The organism is Photobacterium atrarenae (assembly GCF_024380015.1).
GTDB classification, from domain to species: domain Bacteria; phylum Pseudomonadota; class Gammaproteobacteria; order Enterobacterales; family Vibrionaceae; genus Photobacterium; species Photobacterium atrarenae.
Window position 1 is genome coordinate 177,249 of sequence record NZ_CP101509.1, and the last position, 19,305, is coordinate 196,553.

Genomic DNA, 19,305 nt, shown 5'->3' on the forward strand with positions numbered 1-19,305 from the left:
AGTGTTTTTCTGTTCGACGGTTGAGAGCATGGCTAGTTCGAATTACCTCAGATAAGGCAAACATCTATGAACAGAAAATGAATGAGCTTTTGTTCTAACACGGAAAGGGGCAGAACCGAGTTAGGGCACCTGTCAGATTATGTCACACCGAGGAAACGAAACTGACAGATTGCATTCAGATTAATCCACCTGATAACGCGTTTTCACCATTTGCCCAACCAAGACCTCTGAGTTGACCAAAGACAATTTCACTTTGCTCTCTAACGGGCCAAACAGCGGAATACCGGCACCGAGTATGACCGGCATCGTCGTCACGGTTAATTCACGGAGCACGCCATGACGAATTGCGCTTTGGATCAGCTGACCGCCGTCGATATAAACGGCGCTGACATCGCGGGACTCAAGGTGCGCGAGCATGTCCGGAAAACTTCCGGAAACAATCGTGGCTTTATCTTTCAGCTCCTCAGGCAAAGATGTCAATGAATTGCTCGCCACATAAACAGGCTTGTCGTAGGGCCAGAAGCCAAACGAAGCGACTTTCTCAAAAGTATGCTTCCCCATCAGCAATGCATCGACAGAGGACATAAATTCAGCAAAGCCGAAGTCACTCTCATCCGGATTCTCAATGTCCTCAAGCCAGTCCAGTTCTCCATTTGGCCCGGCAATATACCCATCCAGGCTTTGCGCCATATACGCTGAAACTTTCACGTTGTTCTCCTCCAGATTTCACCGCCAATCACATCGCGCTCTCATCAGGCTTTGCCAGAGGTGATCAGCCTGCTCACGAACCGGCGAAAGCATCCCCTGTGCATGTTGTTATAAAACTTCTCCATTGACCAGCGACCAATGATGCGGCATGAGTTCTCGTATTGTTTTGAACACCAGATCATTACCTTTCGTGGATATCGCAGCTTTCACATCCCCGCCCCAATGGACCAAACGCTCCTGGCAGACACCACACGGCGATAAAATCAAAAACTCACTCTGTTCATCTTCACGGCACAAGCACAATGAATGAGTCACCGCTTCGTTGAGCTTATGCGCTTCCAGATAGGCTCCAACTTCCATGCACAGTGATAAAGCATCATTTTTTACATCTGGTGCTATACTGGTGAGGATTTTTCCAGAAGCCGTTCTCACTGCGGCAGCACCACCCCAACCTGCCGGGTAGCGCGATTCGATAAGTTGAACTGCGGCGCCATACAAATCTTTTTCTATTTGACACGTATCGCTACTCTTTTGAACTTTTAAGTTTTCCATGCTTTAATTCAAATCCTCGCACGATGACATAGGCAATTAATGCGAATATAAATACCACCAAATATATCCACGCGATAGCCTGAAGAAGCGTTTCAATAATGGTTCGATACACTTCCAGAGCCCACCTTTCGAGATTGAGCTCCAGAACTTGCGTCAAGACACAGAACTGATTGCCTCTGAAATAGACGGAAATTGAATTTTTGTCAGGCAAACTTCTGCTTTTGCAAACTCATGCGCTTGCACAAGCGCGGTCACTTCACTGAGTGTCAATCGATGCCCAAGCGGATTGAGTTCAATCTGTCCGGCTTCAGCTGACAATAAACCATAACTTTGTCCGGTTGAATCGATGACTCGATCACTTTCACCCCAGATGAGCGACGCAGTTTCATTCATGAACTCAGATTCCGAAGCGAGATAAATCAGTTCATCATCACCTTCGAGGTGAAATACACAAGGCCATTCAATCATCAATTTCTCCCGTGAACATAACGAATAACAAGGCCAACTTCATCAAGGCTTTGCCGCATCGGGTCAGTTCAATTGTATCATCATAGGAGATCCCATATCACAATCTGAAGGCGGCACTGACTGAGCCGAACATCAATGCAGTATCCTTAAAGGGATAAAATATTCCTGCTCAAGTGAATCTACTTCCGGGGCTGAGGTTCCCAGCTTCAGTTCATCTATCAGCGATTAAAGGTTCGAACATTGCACATCCAGCATAGAGAAGTGGTGACTCGCAATGGTGAACCCTTCACGCAAATAGAACTTATGGGCTGGAAAACGCTGAACACCGGAATCGAGATGGATTTGTTCACACCCGACTTCCAAGGCATACGCTTTGAACCAGTCAATGAGAAACTTGCCAACGCCACAGGAACGATGATTTGCATTGGTGACTAAATCGTCAATGTAGATGTGCTTGCCCCATGCCAACTTCTCCCCCACAACAAAGCCAGCCACCGCGAGGATCCCATCGGGTGACTTCACATAAACGACCTGATAGCCGTGGGCCTGCTGTTTTTTGATCTGGGCTGACAGTGAATCGATGTCGTAGCTTGGTCGCAGTTGTAGCAGTACCTCAAGCACCGCTGGCTCATCAGTGTTAGCGTTGTTGTCTAAGAATCTTACTTCCATGTTTTCTCCATTGGTGCTGAACGCCGGAATCACCAGATAAACGGGCGTGGAACGATGAACACAGTCTATTTCATCTGATACCATCGTACAAATGACTCACCCCCAGATTTAAGATAAACAAATTCACATGAGAAAGTTTGCTTCAACTCCTATCATCCGTTCCCCAAAGCCCGCTATCCAGTGCAATAGCCCCCAGCTATGGCTGCTCTAGATCTGAATGTTGGAGGTAAAAACAGCCTTATACATTGATAAATATAAGTTTTCCATTTTAATCGGCTTGGGAACAACCGCTTCAAAACCCTCGTCGAAATAATACTGAATGTCACTCTCCTGTACATTCGCTGTGACTGCGATAATCGGCAACTCTGGCCTGGATTCCTTAATTTTCCGACAGGCGGCCACGCCGTCCATCACCGGCATCTGAATATCCATTAAGACAAGTTGAGTATCATGAGACACCAAATCCATGGCTTCCTGCCCATTACTCGCGATGACAGGAATAATTGAAAACTTTTCAAGAATTTTCGTGATGATAAACTGATTCACTTTGTTATCCTCTGCCACGAGGACATTGAGTTTTTGAAGCGAGTGCGAATAATCAGGATGATGTGCTGTATCTGATTTCAGTATCTCGCCACCAGAGACAGGTAAATTCAGTTCGATCGCAACTTTAGTCCCAACATTTATTTCACTTGATAGCTCTATTTTTCCACCCATCAATTCCACAAGTGCTTTAACGATAGACATCCCTAAGCCAGCGCCACCATAAACACGAGTAATTGAGCTGTCACCCTGTTCAAATTCGTTAAATAATTTATCTTGCGTGGAACGGTTCATGCCAATCCCGGTGTCAGTTATTTCTAGCCGAACCTTTTCCGGCCTCGTTTGTTCTTGTACAACAAGAGAAATAGCACCGCTGTGGGTGAACTTGACGGCATTATTTAACAGATTGAATATCACTTGCTTCAGACGTAACCCGTCACACAGTCGCTCGGGATAGACCATATTCTGAGACAAATGGAACTTAATGCCTTTGGCGTTACACTCTTGAGTGTAAATCTGATCGACTGCGTTTAACAACTCGTTCAAGTTACACTTTTCTACATGAAGGGTATATTTTTTTGAACTTAGTTTAGTGAAGTCAAGGATGTCATCAACTAGCTTGACTAACATATCACCACACAAGATTGCATTATTAACTAGCTGCAGCGTTTCTTTATCCACTTTCTTCGATTTAATTAACTGTAAACTACCGTGTATACCATTAATAGGTGTTTTGAGTTCATGGGATACCTTAGCCAATAGTTCAGACTTTGCATTATTCGCTGATTCCAGCTCCAGAGTTAACGTCTCTAGCTTTATGACTTTATCATTTAGCTCATCAATTTTCGAACGAATTAAGTTTTCTGTTTTCTTATTGTATCTATAAAAATAGATAACCAATGACAAAAACAGCACAGACAAAATAAAAGCCGAACGTTGTAACCAACTTTGTGTTTTGGTGATCTTTTGTAATAAAACGCCTTCATGATGGTCTATGGCATCTTGCAGTGCTCGATGTACATACCTTTCGTACTCAGATTTTAACTCAAAGTATTGTTCATTTAACAATAAAGATTGGGCATTAGTGAAGCGCTGGCCTTTCGCCAACTCAATCGCTTCCATTTCAATAGCAATGAGCTCATCATTCGTGACTGACGTCGCTTCGATCGCATCTTTTACTCTGGGTTCTAAAGATTTAGCCACCTCTAATACGTTATCTAAGCTCTCTGCCGCTTCTAAATATCGTTTTTCCCAGTAAGAATTTTGGGTGAACGCAAACATTCGGGCAGACATAGTTAATACTTCGTCAAAATATACAATATCTTGAGTCGCCTGTTTAATCGCTAAGAGGTGCTTATCTAATGCATTTCGCTCTTGAAGGTTACTGATCAGAAAAGGGATAAGTGAAATAACACTAAGCCCCAAGACACATATCAAAGCAATGATATAAACTTTTAGCTTCCTCACCTTGTTCAGTTCTTGCGGCATAGATCTATCCAATCAATACTCAACCAATCACATATCGGAGTATAGCTCAACAAACTGAATTATCACGAAAAATCACAAAATTTGAGAGCTCCCTTAGTGCTCACGCATATACACTGTATAACTTGTGTTCCATCAAAACATAGCACACGAACTTTTATCGTTTACCGACTGTATACCAAGCACTGATTCGGACAAATAATGGACAACCGTTCTTATCAAGATTCGGGACAATAACGAGCGATATTACCCCATTCCTTGCTCTCTTTAATACCGACTCCTACGATACCGTCAGCATGACATAATCCCGGTGTTCGAAAAACGACGTTATCGTATAAGCAGACCCACGGAATACCGATTTCAAGGGTGTTCAGAGCGGCATTTTTGCAGCTCGGAGGCGCTTTCTCTGAAGATGAGGACTACAATAACTGCATCTGTTTGCCCGACCATGAGGACCAGCTATGGACCGCGAAGAAAAAGATGCCGGCATTCTGCAAGCGCTGGCTGAACGGATGGAATCACAACGCCTGCCTCGTGCGCTGTCGATAAAAGAGCGGGTCGATAACGGCGAAACCCTGAATGAACTCGACATCCAGTTTCTCAAAGAGGTGCTCGAAGACGCCCAACGCGCGATGCCCCTGATGGAGCGCCATCCGGAATGGCAAAGCTTGGCTGCCAGTCTGATCAATTTATACAAAGAAATCACCGATAAAGCGTTGGAGAATGAAAAAAACCAACCCAAGGATCATTGATCTCGTATGCCGCGACATGACTCAATTTCATCTTGCCGAACCATACCGTCTCTGTTAACTTGAAGCATATGAACAAGCTCTCACTATCCCCAATGTCAATGATGCACATGCCTTCTCAGCGAATGCTGCGGGGGATGGGCTGCTTGTTCTAAAGAAAACACCAAGCAACACCATTCCACACTCACAAACTGGAATGGTGCGCCAATGAGCCCCACTCAAAACCCTCAGTGACTGCGTCCATTCCAGCGATTTCATTTTACGTATGGAGACGCACTGATGACTTCTTTTGTAACCACGCCGATTTTTTATGCCAACGGTAAGCCGCATCTGGGCCATGCCTACAGCGGTATTGTTGCCGATATCTGCCATCGCTTCAGCCAACTCACCGGCGAGGAAAATGTGCTGATCACCGGCACCGATGAACACGGTCAGAAAATTGCGTCCACAGCCCAGGCTGCCGCGACAGATATCGCAACCTTTGTTGATGTCAAGGCAGAAACCTTCGCCGCGTTATGGCCTGAGCTGACCATCCAACCAGACATTTTCATCCGGACGACCCAGTCGGCGCACAAAGCTCATGTTCGCGAGGTCTGGCAGCAACTGTTTGAACGCGGCGACATCTATCTGGGTTCCTATTCCGGCCAGTATTGCGTCGCATGCGAGCAATATTATTCGCCGCGCGAACTGGAGGACGAGCACTGCCCTGTCCACAAAAAACCGGTTGTTACCGTGGCTGAGGAAACCTACCTGTTCCGGTTGGAAAACTACCGCCAGCAACTCCTGGATTACTATTTGGCTCACCCGGATCTGATCACCCCGAGTCATTTCCAGGAGTCGATCATGGCCCTGCTCCGGGAAGGCCCGCTGGAAGACTTGTCAGTGTCGCGGATCAATAACAGCTGGGGCGTTCAGGTACCGAACCACAGCGAGCATACGGTGTATGTGTGGATTGATGCGCTGTTTAGCTACATTACAGCTATCCAGCAATCGGGCCATGCCAACACCGCAATCGCGAACACGGCGCACATCCTGGGCAAAGATATCCTAAAATTCCACGCGCTCTACTGGCCGGCATTTCTGTTGGCGCTTGATCTGCCGCTGCCGAAGAAACTGGTGGTACATGGATGGTGGACCATTGAAGGTCAGAAAATCTCCAAATCCAATCCGCAAACCACCGTCAATCCAAGCACCTTCAGCCACCAGCTCACCGCCGACGGCCTGCGTTATGCCCTGGTTCGGCAAAAACCGCTCTACCGCGATGGCAATGTCGCGATTGGCGAGCTGGCAGAAGTGATTAATGCCGACCTGGCGAACAACTTCGCCAATCTGGTCAAACGCAACAACACTCTGATCCTGAAATACTTTGACGGCCAGCTTGACGACAACCTCAGTCAAGACCTCGATGCTGAATGTGAGCAGTTGCTGAGCACCAGCCGGGCACAACTGGCGCAAGTGATCGGACACTATCAGGATTATGATATTTACCAGGTCACTTTGGTGCTCAAGCAGTTGCTGGACCAGCTCAACACCTTCTTCCACCACCGCGCGCCGTGGCTGATCAGCAAAGGGCAAGACCGCCGACAGACGATCAATACCTGCTTTGTGATTGCCAACGTGCTGCAACAGGTCGCCCTGAGTTATTTGCCGATCGTGCCGCAGCTGAGCCAGCGTGTCCTCACCGAATTCGGCATTGACGAGACCCAATGGCGCCTGAACCCGAACCTGCCGCTGCATACAATTGAGATCCAGGAAAGCAACAGTCATTTTGCGAGAATTCAGTTGAACCGCTAAACCATCGGCACAAAAAACAAATCGGGCGCCCCGTCATCACTGGGGCGCCCGCTTTCATGGTCGGCTGTTGATTACGCAGAGACTGGACTCAGCTGCGAAATATCAAACACTTTATCCGGCCAGCCCCGCACAAATTCTGCTTCGTGCGAGACTAACACCACGGTACCGTCATAGCGCATCAAAGCTTCCTTCAGCGCCGATTTTATATCGACATCCAGGTGCGTGGTCGGCTCATCCAGGATCAGGAGATTGGTTTTCTCCGCAGCCAGACAGCACAGCTTCACCTTGGTTTGCTCACCGCCACTCAGCGTGGCCAGGCTTTGTTGCGCTTTACGGCCGGAAACACCAAACCGGGCCAACTGCTGACGAGCCATTTTATCATTCAGGGTAGCATTGGCCGCCCGCACCACCTGAACTGGGGTACTATCCGGGTACGGCCAATACAAGTCCTGGGCAAAATAGCCCCACTTGATTCCTTTGGCGGTTTCCACCTGGCCTGAGAGCGCATCCACCTCACCGATCAGGGTTTTCAGCAAGGTCGATTTCCCCAATCCGTTAAAACCTACAATCGCGATTTTCTCACCGCGCTGGATATCCAGGTTCACCGGCGGCAGCAGCGGCCGCTGATAGCCAATCTTCAACCCGCGGGCGGCAATAACCCGCTGCGCGTTCAGCGGCGCGGCAGCGAAATGGAACTCCGGGGTGGGCTTTTCTTCCGGTTTCGCCAGCCGATCAATCTTGGCCAACTGCTTTTTGCGGCCATTGGCGATGGTTGCGTTGACGCCGGCACCATTTTTAGAAATATAAGCTTCGAGTTTTTCAATTTGGCGTTGCTGCGCTTCAAATTGTTTGACCAGATGCTGCTGCTCCTGCGCTTTCTGCGCCATCGCCTTGGCGTAGTGACCTTTGTATTTTTTGATCTGCTGATGGTCAATGTCACAGATGCAATTGGCAATGCGGTCAAGAAATGCGGTGTCATGCGACACCACCATAAATGCACCCGGATACTGCTCCAGGAACCCGCCCAGCCATTCGACATGATCGGTATCGAGATAGTTGGTCGGCTCGTCGAGCAGCAGCACATCCGGTTGTTGCAACAGCAATTTTGCCAGCATCACCTTGTGGCGCTGGCCGCCACTGAGCGCGCCCATCCGGGTGTCGAGCCCGAAGCGGTCTATCCCCAACCCGGTTGCAATCTGGATAACCCGGTGATCCAGGCTGTAGAACTGCTCTTTTTCCAGCAGCGACTGCAATGCCGCGGCCCGGTTCAACAGCGCCGTCGATGTATCGGTTGCCATCTGTTCGTATAAGACCATCAGGGTCTGTTCCGCCTCGAACAGCTCGGCAAATGCAGAGGCAAGGTAATCCTGAATCGACAGCGTCTTGTTCACTGTCCCGTGCTGGTCCAGATAACCCATCACAAGATTCGGCTGCCAGTGGATCTCCCCCTGATCCGGCAAATATTCCCCTTGTAGCAATTTCAGCAGGGTACTTTTACCAACGCCGTTGTGACCGGTCACCCCGATATGCTCTCCGGCATGCAGGGCAAAATTGGCATCTTGATACAAGACTTTGTCGGCAACCTGATAAGTCAGGTTTTGAATCATTAATAAGCTCATGTTTTTAAACCATAAAAAAGGGGTCGGTAGCAATGCACCGACCCCTGAATAACGTTCACTGTTATCTTGTTTCTGATAAATTTCAGATACAAAAAAGGCCGGTGATGAAGCATCACCGGCCGCCTTCTCTACCTGTACACATCAGATGCAGGCCGTCCTGCGCTTTCGCGCATCACTGCAACTGACGAAGATTCAGGTTATTTAAGCTCCGAGCAACACTTCATCGTGTTTGTGCGCGGAGCAAAGCCTTCTGACGAAGTTCTTGAATAAGATGTACAACATGATAGAGAGTGTTTAAAAACAATTTGGTGCGAATCTAATCAAATCTTGCCTGCCTGTCAATGCAGACAGAGTCATTTTCACTCGCTGCCGAACTAAATGTCACAGTAAATGTACTGCCCTGGCCCGGCACAGAGGCCAGCGTCATTGTCCCACCAAGATTGCGCACCATCGCCGCCGCCAGAGACAGCCCCAGCCCGTAACCTTCCGTATTGCTGCGACTTTCATCGACACGATACAAACGTTTGAAGACCAACGCCTGATGCTTTGGGGCAATACCAATGCCAGTATCGGCCACTTGAAGGGCGACCCCGCCCTGTGCCAGCGCTGCCGAAGAGAGCGACACCCGGCCGCCGGATTCAGTAAACTTCAGCGCGTTATCAACCAGATTAACCAGAATTTGTGTCAATTTGTCTGCGTCTGAGTCCATCATCAGACTCGGGGCCGGCTCACACTGGATCTCAATCCCTTTGAGCTCGGCAATGTCCTCATACCAACTCGCCACGCGTCGCAAAATATCATTCACGTTCACCGGAGTACGCTGCACCGTTCGCTTGCCGGTTTGCTCATCATTGAGCTTCATCAACGCAGTCAGCAGATTACCCGCCTGCGCCGCGTATTCGGAGCAGTCGGCCAGCGCACTGGCCTGCAAGGCCGATTTTTCTTTCCCTTGCAGCTGGCTTAGCAAGGCATTTTCCGTCGACAACTGAATTCGTGACAGTGGCGTTCGAATATCATGGGCAATCGCATCCAGGGTCCGATCCATCGTGGTCACGACGCCATGCAACCGCGAAACGGCCTCACGCACGCTGTGATTAATCGCGGCCAGTCCCTGCGGTACTTCCGCTTCACCGGCATGCCGGGCAAAAGCATCCAGCGTGCCCCGACTCAAATCATCCAGGTGATGACCCAGCACCACGAGCGGCTGCAAGGTGTTATGAATCAATCGCCAGATAAACACCGAAGTGAAACACGCCAATAGAACCAAGGCTAGGAAGGTCATCAGCCACTGTTTCATCGCCACCGGATAACGGGCCTGGTTATCGAGCACCAGCCAAAAGGCGTGCTCCGTCCCCTGCATCCTGAGCGTCATGTAGGGGCTGGCGAGAAACGCGCTGATCCAGGAATGGTCGCCGACCTGATAGGCTGAAAAGTCGAGATCCGCAGGAATTTGCCGCTCCCCGGCCAGAAACCGGACTTGGGCTTTCTCACCGGGCATCGCTTCTGCCGTTGTATTTGGCATAACAAACGCTGCGATATGGTTGTCCACCAGTCGTTGCGGATTGGCTCGGATCACATGAACCAGCTTGTCATCGGACTCAAACTTGAGGATCCGCTGATACTCCACCGACAAGGAGGTCATGATTTTGGTCTCGACCCGATACAGGTCGTAAAAAAAAATGCCGCCAACCACGGCTTCAATCATCAGCAGCGCCAACAGCAAAATGGCCATAAACTTGCGAAACAGCTGGCGCTGAGTCAGGGCCAGGGCAACTTCAACCTTCTGCTTTGAGGACATAGCCGACGCCTCGGATAGTGTGGATTAAGGGTAAGTCAAAGTGCTTATCCACTTTGCCGCGTAAGCGGCAGACCAGTACATCAACCACATTGGTCTGCGGATCGAACTGATAGCCCCACACCTGCTCCAGGATTGCCGTTTTCGACAGCACTTTTTCCGGGTGCTGCAACAACAACTGCACCAACATAAACTCCCGCTGATTGAGTGGGATCGGTTGTCCGCCGCGATGCAATGTATGTTTGAGTAAATCCAGGGTAAGATCATGATAACTCAGCTGATGCGCGGGTGCGGCCTGAGACTGGCTTCTGCGGGTTAGGATCTGGCAGCGGGCCAGCAACTCGGAAAAGGCAAACGGCTTGACCAGATAGTCGTCCGCACCGGAGCGAAGCCCCAGCACCCGCTCTTCAACGGAATGTTTGGCGCTGAGAATAATCACCGGGGTGGTATGCCCCATGCCACGCAGCTCGGCAAGCACTTGCAGCCCGTCTTTCTTCGGCAACATCAAATCCAGCACAATGACGTCATAGTGGGCGGTGGTCGCAAAATGCAGCCCGTCAACGCCATCGCCGGCCTGAGTCACGGTATATCCTTCCTGCATAAAGCCCTGAGTCAGAAACCGGGTGATGTGCAGATCATCTTCGATCAGTAATACGTTCACTGGATCCATCAGCCTGTGTGGGGAATAACCAGTTCACTGTATCAGCTTTTCTGGTCGAATTTCAGGAACATTACAACCTTGTAATGTTCCTGAAAGCCTCCGGCAATCCCGATGTCGCTAACCTGACAGCACGTACCCAAACACCACCCCGCTTCATGGAGGATCACATGACACCTTTAAAAAATACGCTATTGAGCACTATCTTCGCAGGTCTGGCTGCAACGTCTTTCCAAGCCAGCGCCGAGGATCAGACAGCCACGATTTCTATTGCCCAAATCTCATCAGCCACGGCATTTACACTGAGTCAAGAGGCTGTAGCGCAGTGTGCGGCCAAAGGCTACACCGTCTCCGCCACCGTTGTGGATGTCACCGGCAACGTCATTGCACAGCTTCGCGCAGACAATGCGGGCAAGCACACCCTCGACAGCTCGCGCAAGAAAGCCTTCACCGCCGCCAGCATGAAACAACCGACAGCCAGCCTGATGAAAACCATCGCGGATAAGCCGATGCTGCAACCGCTGAAAGATATGGATGACAACCTGTTGCTCCTGGCAGGCGGCCTGCCGCTGACCGTCAACAATACCGTCATTGGCGCCATTGGTGTCGGCGGCGCACCGGGCGGCCACCTGGATGTGCAGTGCGCGGAAGCAGCGATCAACAAGGTGCTGTGATTCACACCGCCCCGGTTACCCGAAAAAAACAGGTGCTCGATTGAGCGCCTGTTTTCGTTGAAATCAGGCTTACATGAAGCAAGGGCTACATGAAGTGAGGGCTACATCAGCCTTTGTCCTGCGGCTGACGCTTGTGTTTCGGGACATAATTGAGGATCGAGATCGGCACCGGTTTTTTCGGTGCAAAACCTTCCACTTCCCGGCGCTCAATCAGATGGCCCAGGCGGCTTTCGATCATGCACAGATTTTTGAAGTTGTCTTTCGAGACAAACGAGATCGCCTCGCCCGAGGCATTTGCCCGGCCGGTCCGGCCAATCCGGTGGACATATTCATCCGCCGGGAACGGCAAATCATAGTTGACGACACGGGGTAGTTCTTCGATGTCGATCCCGCGCGCCGCAACCCCAGTCGCCACCAGATATTTCAGACTGCCGGCTTTAAAATCTTCCAGCAACTGAGCCCGTGCGGCCTGGCTACGCCCGCTGTGGAACGCTTCCGCGAAAATGCCGCGTTTTTCCAACTGAGACGCCAGCTTTGCCGCGCCGTGTTTGGTTTCGATGAAAATCAGCGCCTGATCCCACTGGTTTTCGTTGATTAAGTGGCTCAACAAAGCCGACTTTTTATCTTTATCGACCGTGATCAGCCACTGCTCAATATTGGCTTTCGATGCCTGATTGGCGGCGATGGTGATTTCATACGGATCAATCACCGCAGATTTCGCCAGATCACGCACTTTGCGCGACAGTGTCGCGGAGAACAGCAACTGCTGAATGTCTTCCGGCAGGCGATCCAGGATCTTGTTCAGATCATCGATAAAGCCCATATCCAGCATCCGGTCGGCTTCATCCAGCACCAGCATTTCAACTTCTTCGAAATACACCGCGCGCTGACCATACAGATCCAGCAGACGGCCCGGGGTAGCCACCAGCACGTCCACGCCTTCAATCAGGCGCTGTTTCTGCTGCTGCTCGTCGACCCCGCCATACATCGCCAGCGACGTCAGCCCCAGGAGCTGACCATACTGAGTGATCTTCTCTTCAACCTGAATAGCCAACTCGCGGGTCGGGACCAGGATCAGCGCCCGGATCCGCTTTTTCTTTTTCGTCTGTCCCTGGCTCAGCTTTTCCAGGATCGGCAGCACGAAGCTGGCGGTCTTACCGGTGCCGGTTTGCGCAGCGGCAATCAGGTTCTTGCCATCCAGGATCACCGGGATCGCTTTGGCCTGGATCGTGGTCGGTTGGGTATAACCGAGCGCTGCCACCGCTTGCGTCAGTGGTTTGCTCAGTCCAAGTTTAGAGAATGGCATGGATCGCCTCTGGTTCATCAAACAATCAGGTCACGCCTGAAACCGGCGCAACACAAGTAAGCGCGGGATTCTACCATGAACCCCGGCAAGCGCTGAGCATTTTTCCACGCGAAATGACCGACTTCAGTAACGAGAGTCATCTTCGAGGGTCAATCCCGAACGGTTTCCCGCATAGCCATCTGTTGCCGCAAGGCAGCAGCCGCATCACGCGGTGAATCGGCGTGACAAATGGCCGAGACCAGCGCAATCCCGTCAACGCCCGTTTCCACCACCGCATCAAGGTTAGCCGCGTTGATTCCGCCAATCGCAACGATGGGATAACTACTTTGGGCAATCGCCCTGGCCAGCCCGTCAATGCCCCACGCTTTCTTGATGTCGGTTTTGGTCGGGGTGGTAAAAATCGCACTCAGCCCCAGATAGTCCAGCGGGAGAAACTCAGCTTCCATCAGTTGCTGCTCGTTTTCAATCGACAAGCCGAGCAGCTTGTCTTCCCCAATCAATCGGCGCGCCAGCGCCGCTGGCATATCAGATTGTCCCAGATGGACACCATCGGCATCGACCGCCAGGGCGACATCGACGCGATCGTTGATGATCAAAGGCACACCCGTGCCGCGAAGGATGTCTTTCACCGCCTGTGCCCGCTCGATAAACGCGCGAACATCACCGTGCTTTTCCCGCACCTGCACCATGGTCACCCCGCCCGCAACGGCTTGTGCCACAACCGAGGTCAGGGTCGCGAGATCTTGCTGATCGTCTGTCACCAGATATAAATGATATGGGTTCACAACAGTGTTCCTTATGCTAACTTCAGGCGCTGGCGCAGTGTGGTTTCATCGAGCTGATACAGTGCATCGAGCAGGTTAAGCTGCAGGCTTCCGGGCCCGGCGGACTGCTCGGCGGCGATTTCTCCGGCCACCCCCAGGACAGCGGCGGCGGCAAGCCCAGTGGTTTCACCTACTGCCGCAAAAGCGCCGGTCAGTGCCGACAGCGTACAGCCCATCCCGGTGACAGACGGCATCATGGCATGGCCGTTGCGCAGCCGAACCTCGCCTTCCGCGGTTACCACGACATCGGTCGCGCCTGAAATCACCACATTGCACCCATGAACCTCGGCCAGATGACGCGCCGTCCCCACGGCAGCTTCACTGCTGTCCAGTGCATCCACCCCTTTGCTCTGGCCTGCTTCTCCGGCCAACGCAATAATCTCCGAAGCATTGCCGCGGATGATCAGCTGCGCTGCCGCCTGGGCGATCTGACGCGACGTTTGGGTACGCAGGGTGCTGGCCCCACAACCGACCGGATCCAGCACCACCGGCTTGCCATGTCGATTTGCTTGCTCAACGGCATAAGCCATGCGCGGCGTCCAGGAACTATCCAGGGTGCCGATATTCACCACCAACGCACCGGCAAAGCTCATCATTTCAGCCATTTCTTCACGCGAATGCGCCATGATCGGGGATGCACCCAGTGCCAGCAACGCATTGGCGGTGTTGTTCATGACAACGTAATTGGTGATATTGACCACCAGCGGCTTTTGCTGACGCACGGCATTCAGTGCGGAGACGATAGTTTCGGTATTCATATGCTTCCTCAGGCGTCACTGTGACGCGGCCTTGTCACGCTCACCGGTGAGCGGTTCATTTTGGGGAATACCTGAACAGAAATGATGTCAGCGGGAAACAGCCATTTGACGGCACACAAAGGCTGGATTTATCAGGCAGATACATCGGGCTGGAGAAGGAGAACAGCGCCCGGCGATCTATTTATTGAGGCGGAGGCATGATACCTTCCATCGCAAGCGGTATAGTTCCCTACGCCAGTGTTAACTGAATCAGGTTCAACGGGTCTCGCAATGCGATCTCAGCCTAACGGCTCCCCGACTATTTCCCGCGATGATATCAATATTGACTGAAAGCGCAACAAGCCGTGTTGCACTTTCAGTCACTTCAACAGCTTACCCCGCGACAGTCCGCTCCCAAATCGAACGCACCGTCAGGGTTGAGAAGCCCAGTTTTTTACAATTCAGTACATGCAACACAAGTTTTACATCACAGCAAAATTGAGATCCGATCAAAAGGACAGCCCAGAAACTTGAATTTGCTCTCAACTCGACGAATAGGTGATCGCCATTGCCGCTGTTAACCTGCTGACTCAAAAGAAATTACGCTTTCTTTACGGCCAGCATTCCCCGAACTCTGATAAAGTCACCCCATGTTCAGTCAACGACCCCAAGTTATGAAAGCCTCTGCACCCCAACGGACGATCAAAACGCAACGATTTGCCCGGGCGCGGCATTTCACCCAAGCGAATTGTGCCGGTACACGGCATTTTACCAAGCCGTGGCTGTTTGCGGCCTTCACCACCCTCGCCGCGCTGGCGGTGAGTGCCCTGCTCGACCACTGGCTTCACTCCACCGCGGCAGTTTTGCTGATCCTACAACTCGGTGTGGTCTGGGTGGCTTTACATGGGGATCGATTCCGGGCGTTCGCCGCCGCCGTGTGCAGCGCGCTGAGTTTCAACTTTTTCTTTACTGCACCACGCTTTTCCCTGCAGATGTTCCACCCCAGTGACATCATGAACCTGGGGGTGTTCCTGCTCGTTGCCCTGATCACCAGCCAGCTGGCCGAGCACTACCGCCGTCAGCAACAGGCGCTGAAACAAGCAACCCTGCGCAGTAACATTCTGCTGTCCGTCTCCCATGATCTGCGCACGCCGCTCTCCACCATCATCGGAACGCTCAGTACTTTGCAGGCGTATCGCAGCAAGCTGGCAGAGCCGCAACAGGAAGAGTTGCTGCAAAGTGCAATGGATGAAAGCCATCGCTTACACCACTATATCGAGAACCTGCTGCAGGCGACGAAACTGCAATGGGATCAAGTCACGTTGCAAACGACGGAACAGTCGATTGCCCCGATCGTGCATGCAGCCTGCCGCCGGGAGCGCAGCGATCGGATTGTTTTGCACATCATCCCGGATCTACCCCGGGTGCATGTTCAGGCTTCCCTGCTGGAACAGGCGCTGTTCAATGTGATTGATAATGCAGTCGCTTATTCTCCGGCGCAGGAGAAAGTCAGGGTTGAGGTCTACCAAGACGGCGATCAGGTAACCCTGGATATCTGCGATCAGGGTCCGGGGATCCCGCCGGACCAGCACCAGCAGGTATTTGACCTGTTCTACTCTCAGCGCCCCGGTAATCAGGCGGACGGTGGATCTGGTATGGGCCTGACCGTCACTAAAAGTATTATCGACGCCCACCGAGGCACCATTGCCATTGTGCCGGTTGACCAAGGCTGCACCATCCGAATCCAGCTTCCTTGTTACGAGGAGCTCTGTCACGAGGATCTGTCATGACGCCCTACACCATCCTCATCATTGATGATGAGCCGCAAATCCAGACTTTCATCCGTATTGCCCTTTCGGCCGAAGGGTTTCAGTCCGTCAGTGCAACAAATGTGGCTGAAGCGCAGGCGCAAATCAACACAGCAGCGCCCGACCTGATCATTCTGGATTTGGGTCTGCCGGACGGGGACGGCAGCGACTTGCTGCAACGCCTGCGCCGTGACCAGCCCACGCCGGTACTGGTGCTGACCGCCCGGGATGAAGAGGACGAAAAAGTCCGCCTGCTCGAACTCGGCGCCAACGACTATTTAAGCAAGCCGTTCGGGATCCGCGAGCTGATGGCCCGCATCAAAGTGCTGCTGCGCGATCTCATCCCTGCCGAAAAGCCGGCGAACAAGCTGGTGTTTGAACAAATGACCCTGGATATAGAACGCCACGAGGTGCTGCTTAACCACCAGCCGATTTCCCTGTCAAAAAAAGAGTTCGCCCTGCTCTCGACGCTGGCCCGCCATGCCGGGGAGCTGGTCAAGCAAGATCACTTGCTGCGCGATATCTGGGGAGAGACGCATCAGGACGATACCCATTACCTCCGGATCTTCATCAGCCAGCTCAGGCGAAAATTAAATGATGATGCCGACCAGCCCCGGTTTATCAAAACCGAACCGGGGATCGGCTACCGCTTTTTGCCCGAGCTGATCCATCGCGAATAGACCCGCGGTATCACCGAGCCGCATGGTGACACTCGGCTCCATACCCGCATAAACCACAGCATCAGGCAGCCCGTTTCTGACGGGATGCCGGCTCAAGCATGCCCGAAATGACTCGGGTCGGCTTTGTACACCTTCAACACAGAGATTAATACGAAACGAGGAATAAATATGGCTCACTTTACTGTCATTGGGCTTGGCCGCTTCGGCATCGCAGCCAGTCTGGAACTCATTCATCTGGGACACACCGTGACCGGGGTCGACCGAAGTGCCACGGTTGCCGACAAATATGTCGAGGAACTCACCCAAACCGTCATTTGCGATGCCACCGATGAAAATGCCCTGCGCGAACTGGACTTATCCAACAGCGATGCCGTGCTGGTCGCGATCGGGGCCGACATGCAGTCCAGCCTGCTGTGTACCTTGAGCCTCAAAAATATCGGCGTTCGGGAAATCTGGGTCAAAGCCAGCACCAAGGCTCACCACACCATCGTCTCGAAACTCGGCGTGTCGCGGATTATCCATCCGGAAGAGGAAATGGGCATGCGGGTTGCTCAAGCGCTCCATTACCCGATGGTGCACAACTACCTTGCCCTCGGCCATGGCATGTATGTGGTTGAAGTCCACGTCAAATCCGCCTGGCAGGATCACAGCTTAAGCCAGATCCTCGAGCGCACCAGCACCTCAATCGATGTGCTGCTGCTCAAGCGGGATCAGCAGACCCTGACCCAACTCCCGCTGAATTTTCGCGTCCAGCCCGATGACATCCTGCTGCTCAGCGGCTCGCGTGCAGCACTCACTCAACTGGCACCAAGGTTGGTATAACCCATGATCATCTGGCATCCCTCTGTCTCTCCGATTGAGAGAAAACCCAAAGCAGGCAAGAAGATCCTCGCGGCGCCGCCCTTGATCCTCTGCGGTAGCTTCCTGCTATTTATCACCCTCGGCACCCTGGCCCTGAAGCTCCCCTGGTCGACCACCCAGCCCATCACCTGGCTGGAAAGTCTGTTTACCGTCACCTCGGCCGTCACCGTCACCGGGCTGGTCGTGGTCGATACCGGCACGGCCTACACCCCTTTGGGACAAATCATCATCGCCTTGCTGATCCAGCTCGGTGGCCTCGGTATTATGACATTTGCCATCGTCACCCTGATTGCCCTCGGCGGAAAAATCGGCTTTTTACAGCGGACCGTTGCCAAGGAGGCGTTTAACCAGACCGATGCATCCACCATTATGGCCACCGCCAAGTCTGTGTTTCTGTTTGCGCTGATCGTCGAAAGTCTGGGGATGTTGATCCTCTTTATCCGCTGGGCCGAAACGCTGGGCTGGCAGACCAGCCTGTTCCACAGCTTTTTCTATACCATTTCAGCATTCAACAACGCCGGGTTTGCCCTGAGCAGCGACAGCCTGATGCCCTATGTCGACGATCCGACCGTCAACCTAACCATTACCGCGCTGTTTATTACCGGGGGACTTGGATTCACGGTATGGATGGATTTGTGGCAAAAGCGCTGCTGGCGCCAGTTGTCCACCTACAGCAAAATGATGCTCTCTGGCACCGTGATCATCAACGGCGTTGCCCTGCTGGCCATTTATTGTATTGAGTATCACAACCCCAATACCCTGGCCCCCCTTTCTGAAGGCGGCAAATGGCTGGCGGCCTGGTTTCAGGCCGTGACCCCGCGCACGGCCGGGTTCAATACCCTGGCGATTGATCAACTGGAAGATGCCACCACGGCCCTGATCCTGGTCCTGATGTTTATCGGCGGCGGCTCGCTCAGTACCGCCAGCGGGATCAAGGTCGTGACCTTCATGGTTCTGGTCATGGCGACCTATGGTTTTCTGGAACGGAATCAAGACATTCATGTGTTTCAGCGCCGCATCGCAACAGACACGATTCGCAAAGCACTAGCGATGGGGCTGATTTCGATTGGGGTGACCTGGCTGGCGATTTTCCTGCTGCTCCTGACGGAAAACGCGCCGATGCTGGATGTGGTCTTTGAAGCGGTGTCCGCCCTCGGGACAGTCGGCCTCTCACGCGGATTAACCGGCGAGCTCTCCGATGCCGGGGAAGTGATCATCATTTTTCTGATGTTCATGGGCCGTTTGGGGCCCTTAACGGTGGCTTACTGTCTGGCGAGTCCCCATGCCAAGCGAGTTCGACATCCGGAAGCCCGACTGGCAATTGGCTGAGCTGATGCCGATGCCGATGCCGATGCGAGCATCCTATCCGGCTGAC

18 protein-coding genes and 1 riboswitch are annotated in these 19,305 nt (G+C 52.3%); of the genes, 7 read left to right on the forward strand and 11 right to left on the reverse strand.

Annotated features, from left to right (window positions below; all coding sequences use genetic code 11):
* Nucleotides 1-180 precede the first annotated feature (180 nt).
* The 5 genes from NNL38_RS16975 to NNL38_RS16995 all read right to left on the reverse strand — a co-directional run bounded on the left by NNL38_RS16975 (nt 181) and on the right by NNL38_RS16995 (nt 4,428).
* On the reverse strand, nt 181-708 hold the full coding sequence (locus tag NNL38_RS16975) for a dihydrofolate reductase family protein (RefSeq protein WP_255391611.1): 528 nt from the start codon (nt 706-708) through the stop codon (nt 181-183).
* Nucleotides 709-816: 108 nt separating this feature from the next.
* Nucleotides 817-1,260 (reverse strand): cytidine deaminase, encoded by a 444-nt coding sequence (locus NNL38_RS16980; RefSeq protein WP_255391612.1) that lies wholly within the window; start codon nt 1,258-1,260, stop codon nt 817-819.
* 153 nt (nt 1,261-1,413) lie between these two features.
* Entirely contained in the window at nt 1,414-1,728 is a 315-nt protein-coding gene (locus NNL38_RS16985; RefSeq protein ID WP_255391613.1) for a DUF4144 family protein, read from the reverse strand.
* A gap of 225 nt (nt 1,729-1,953) precedes the next feature.
* A complete protein-coding gene (locus NNL38_RS16990) occupies nt 1,954-2,397 on the reverse strand; it encodes a GNAT family N-acetyltransferase (RefSeq protein ID WP_255391614.1) in 444 nt (147 codons plus the stop codon).
* Nucleotides 2,398-2,604: 207 nt separating this feature from the next.
* Nucleotides 2,605-4,428, reverse strand: coding sequence for a hybrid sensor histidine kinase/response regulator (locus NNL38_RS16995; protein WP_255391615.1), 1,824 nt, complete (start codon nt 4,426-4,428; stop codon nt 2,605-2,607).
* A gap of 458 nt (nt 4,429-4,886) precedes the next feature.
* Here NNL38_RS16995 and NNL38_RS17000 point away from each other — a divergent pair, with 458 nt between their 5' ends.
* Nucleotides 4,887-5,177: a hypothetical protein gene (locus NNL38_RS17000; RefSeq protein ID WP_255391616.1), complete on the forward strand. Its 291-nt coding sequence runs from the start codon at nt 4,887-4,889 to the stop codon at nt 5,175-5,177.
* A gap of 276 nt (nt 5,178-5,453) precedes the next feature.
* Complete coding sequence (locus tag NNL38_RS17005; RefSeq protein ID WP_255391617.1) at nt 5,454-6,968, forward strand: methionine--tRNA ligase; 1,515 nt, start codon at nt 5,454-5,456, stop codon at nt 6,966-6,968.
* Between the two features lie 71 nt (nt 6,969-7,039).
* On the opposite strand, the gene NNL38_RS17010 is transcribed toward NNL38_RS17005, so the two are convergent.
* From NNL38_RS17010 to NNL38_RS17020, 3 genes are all read right to left on the reverse strand, one after another.
* Entirely contained in the window at nt 7,040-8,587 is a 1,548-nt protein-coding gene (locus NNL38_RS17010) for an ABC-F family ATP-binding cassette domain-containing protein (protein ID WP_255391618.1), read from the reverse strand.
* Between the two features lie 316 nt (nt 8,588-8,903).
* The gene (locus NNL38_RS17015; protein WP_255391619.1) at nt 8,904-10,385 is read right to left on the reverse strand and encodes a sensor histidine kinase; all 1,482 of its coding nucleotides are present in this window, start codon (nt 10,383-10,385) and stop codon (nt 8,904-8,906) included.
* On the reverse strand, nt 10,363-11,043 hold the full coding sequence (locus NNL38_RS17020) for a response regulator (protein WP_255391620.1): 681 nt from the start codon (nt 11,041-11,043) through the stop codon (nt 10,363-10,365). Before NNL38_RS17020 ends, NNL38_RS17015 begins: the two co-directional genes overlap by 23 nt.
* A 167-nt stretch (nt 11,044-11,210) precedes the next feature.
* Between NNL38_RS17020 and NNL38_RS17025 the strand changes: the two genes are divergently transcribed.
* Nucleotides 11,211-11,714: a GlcG/HbpS family heme-binding protein gene (locus tag NNL38_RS17025; protein ID WP_255391621.1), complete on the forward strand. Its 504-nt coding sequence runs from the start codon at nt 11,211-11,213 to the stop codon at nt 11,712-11,714.
* A 106-nt stretch (nt 11,715-11,820) separates the two neighbouring features.
* Here the strand turns inward: NNL38_RS17025 and NNL38_RS17030 are convergent, their stop codons facing one another.
* From NNL38_RS17030 to thiM, 3 genes are all read right to left on the reverse strand, one after another.
* Complete coding sequence (locus tag NNL38_RS17030) at nt 11,821-13,020, reverse strand: DEAD/DEAH box helicase (protein WP_255391622.1); 1,200 nt, start codon at nt 13,018-13,020, stop codon at nt 11,821-11,823.
* Between the two features lie 149 nt (nt 13,021-13,169).
* Nucleotides 13,170-13,805: a thiamine phosphate synthase gene (gene thiE, locus NNL38_RS17035; RefSeq protein WP_255391623.1), complete on the reverse strand. Its 636-nt coding sequence runs from the start codon at nt 13,803-13,805 to the stop codon at nt 13,170-13,172.
* Nucleotides 13,806-13,816: 11 nt separating this feature from the next.
* A complete protein-coding gene (gene thiM / locus NNL38_RS17040; protein ID WP_255391624.1) occupies nt 13,817-14,602 on the reverse strand; it encodes a hydroxyethylthiazole kinase in 786 nt (261 codons plus the stop codon).
* 209 nt (nt 14,603-14,811) lie between these two features.
* Nucleotides 14,812-14,909: riboswitch (TPP riboswitch) on the reverse strand.
* Between the two features lie 346 nt (nt 14,910-15,255).
* Between thiM and NNL38_RS17045 the strand changes: the two genes are divergently transcribed.
* The 4 genes from NNL38_RS17045 (at nt 15,256) to NNL38_RS17060 (ending at nt 19,259) form a co-directional block, all read left to right on the forward strand.
* Nucleotides 15,256-16,371, forward strand: coding sequence for a sensor histidine kinase (locus tag NNL38_RS17045; protein ID WP_255391625.1), 1,116 nt, complete (start codon nt 15,256-15,258; stop codon nt 16,369-16,371).
* Nucleotides 16,368-17,069 carry a response regulator gene (locus tag NNL38_RS17050; RefSeq protein ID WP_255391626.1) on the forward strand — a complete coding sequence of 234 codons (702 nt, stop codon included), beginning with the start codon at nt 16,368-16,370 and terminating at the stop codon, nt 17,067-17,069. The genes NNL38_RS17045 and NNL38_RS17050 overlap by 4 nt, the downstream gene beginning before the upstream one ends.
* Nucleotides 17,070-17,237: 168 nt before the next feature.
* Nucleotides 17,238-17,891, forward strand: coding sequence for a potassium channel family protein (locus NNL38_RS17055; protein ID WP_255391627.1), 654 nt, complete (start codon nt 17,238-17,240; stop codon nt 17,889-17,891).
* Nucleotides 17,892-17,894: 3 nt separating this feature from the next.
* On the forward strand, nt 17,895-19,259 hold the full coding sequence (locus NNL38_RS17060; RefSeq protein ID WP_255391628.1) for a TrkH family potassium uptake protein: 1,365 nt from the start codon (nt 17,895-17,897) through the stop codon (nt 19,257-19,259).
* Nucleotides 19,260-19,305 lie beyond the last annotated feature (46 nt).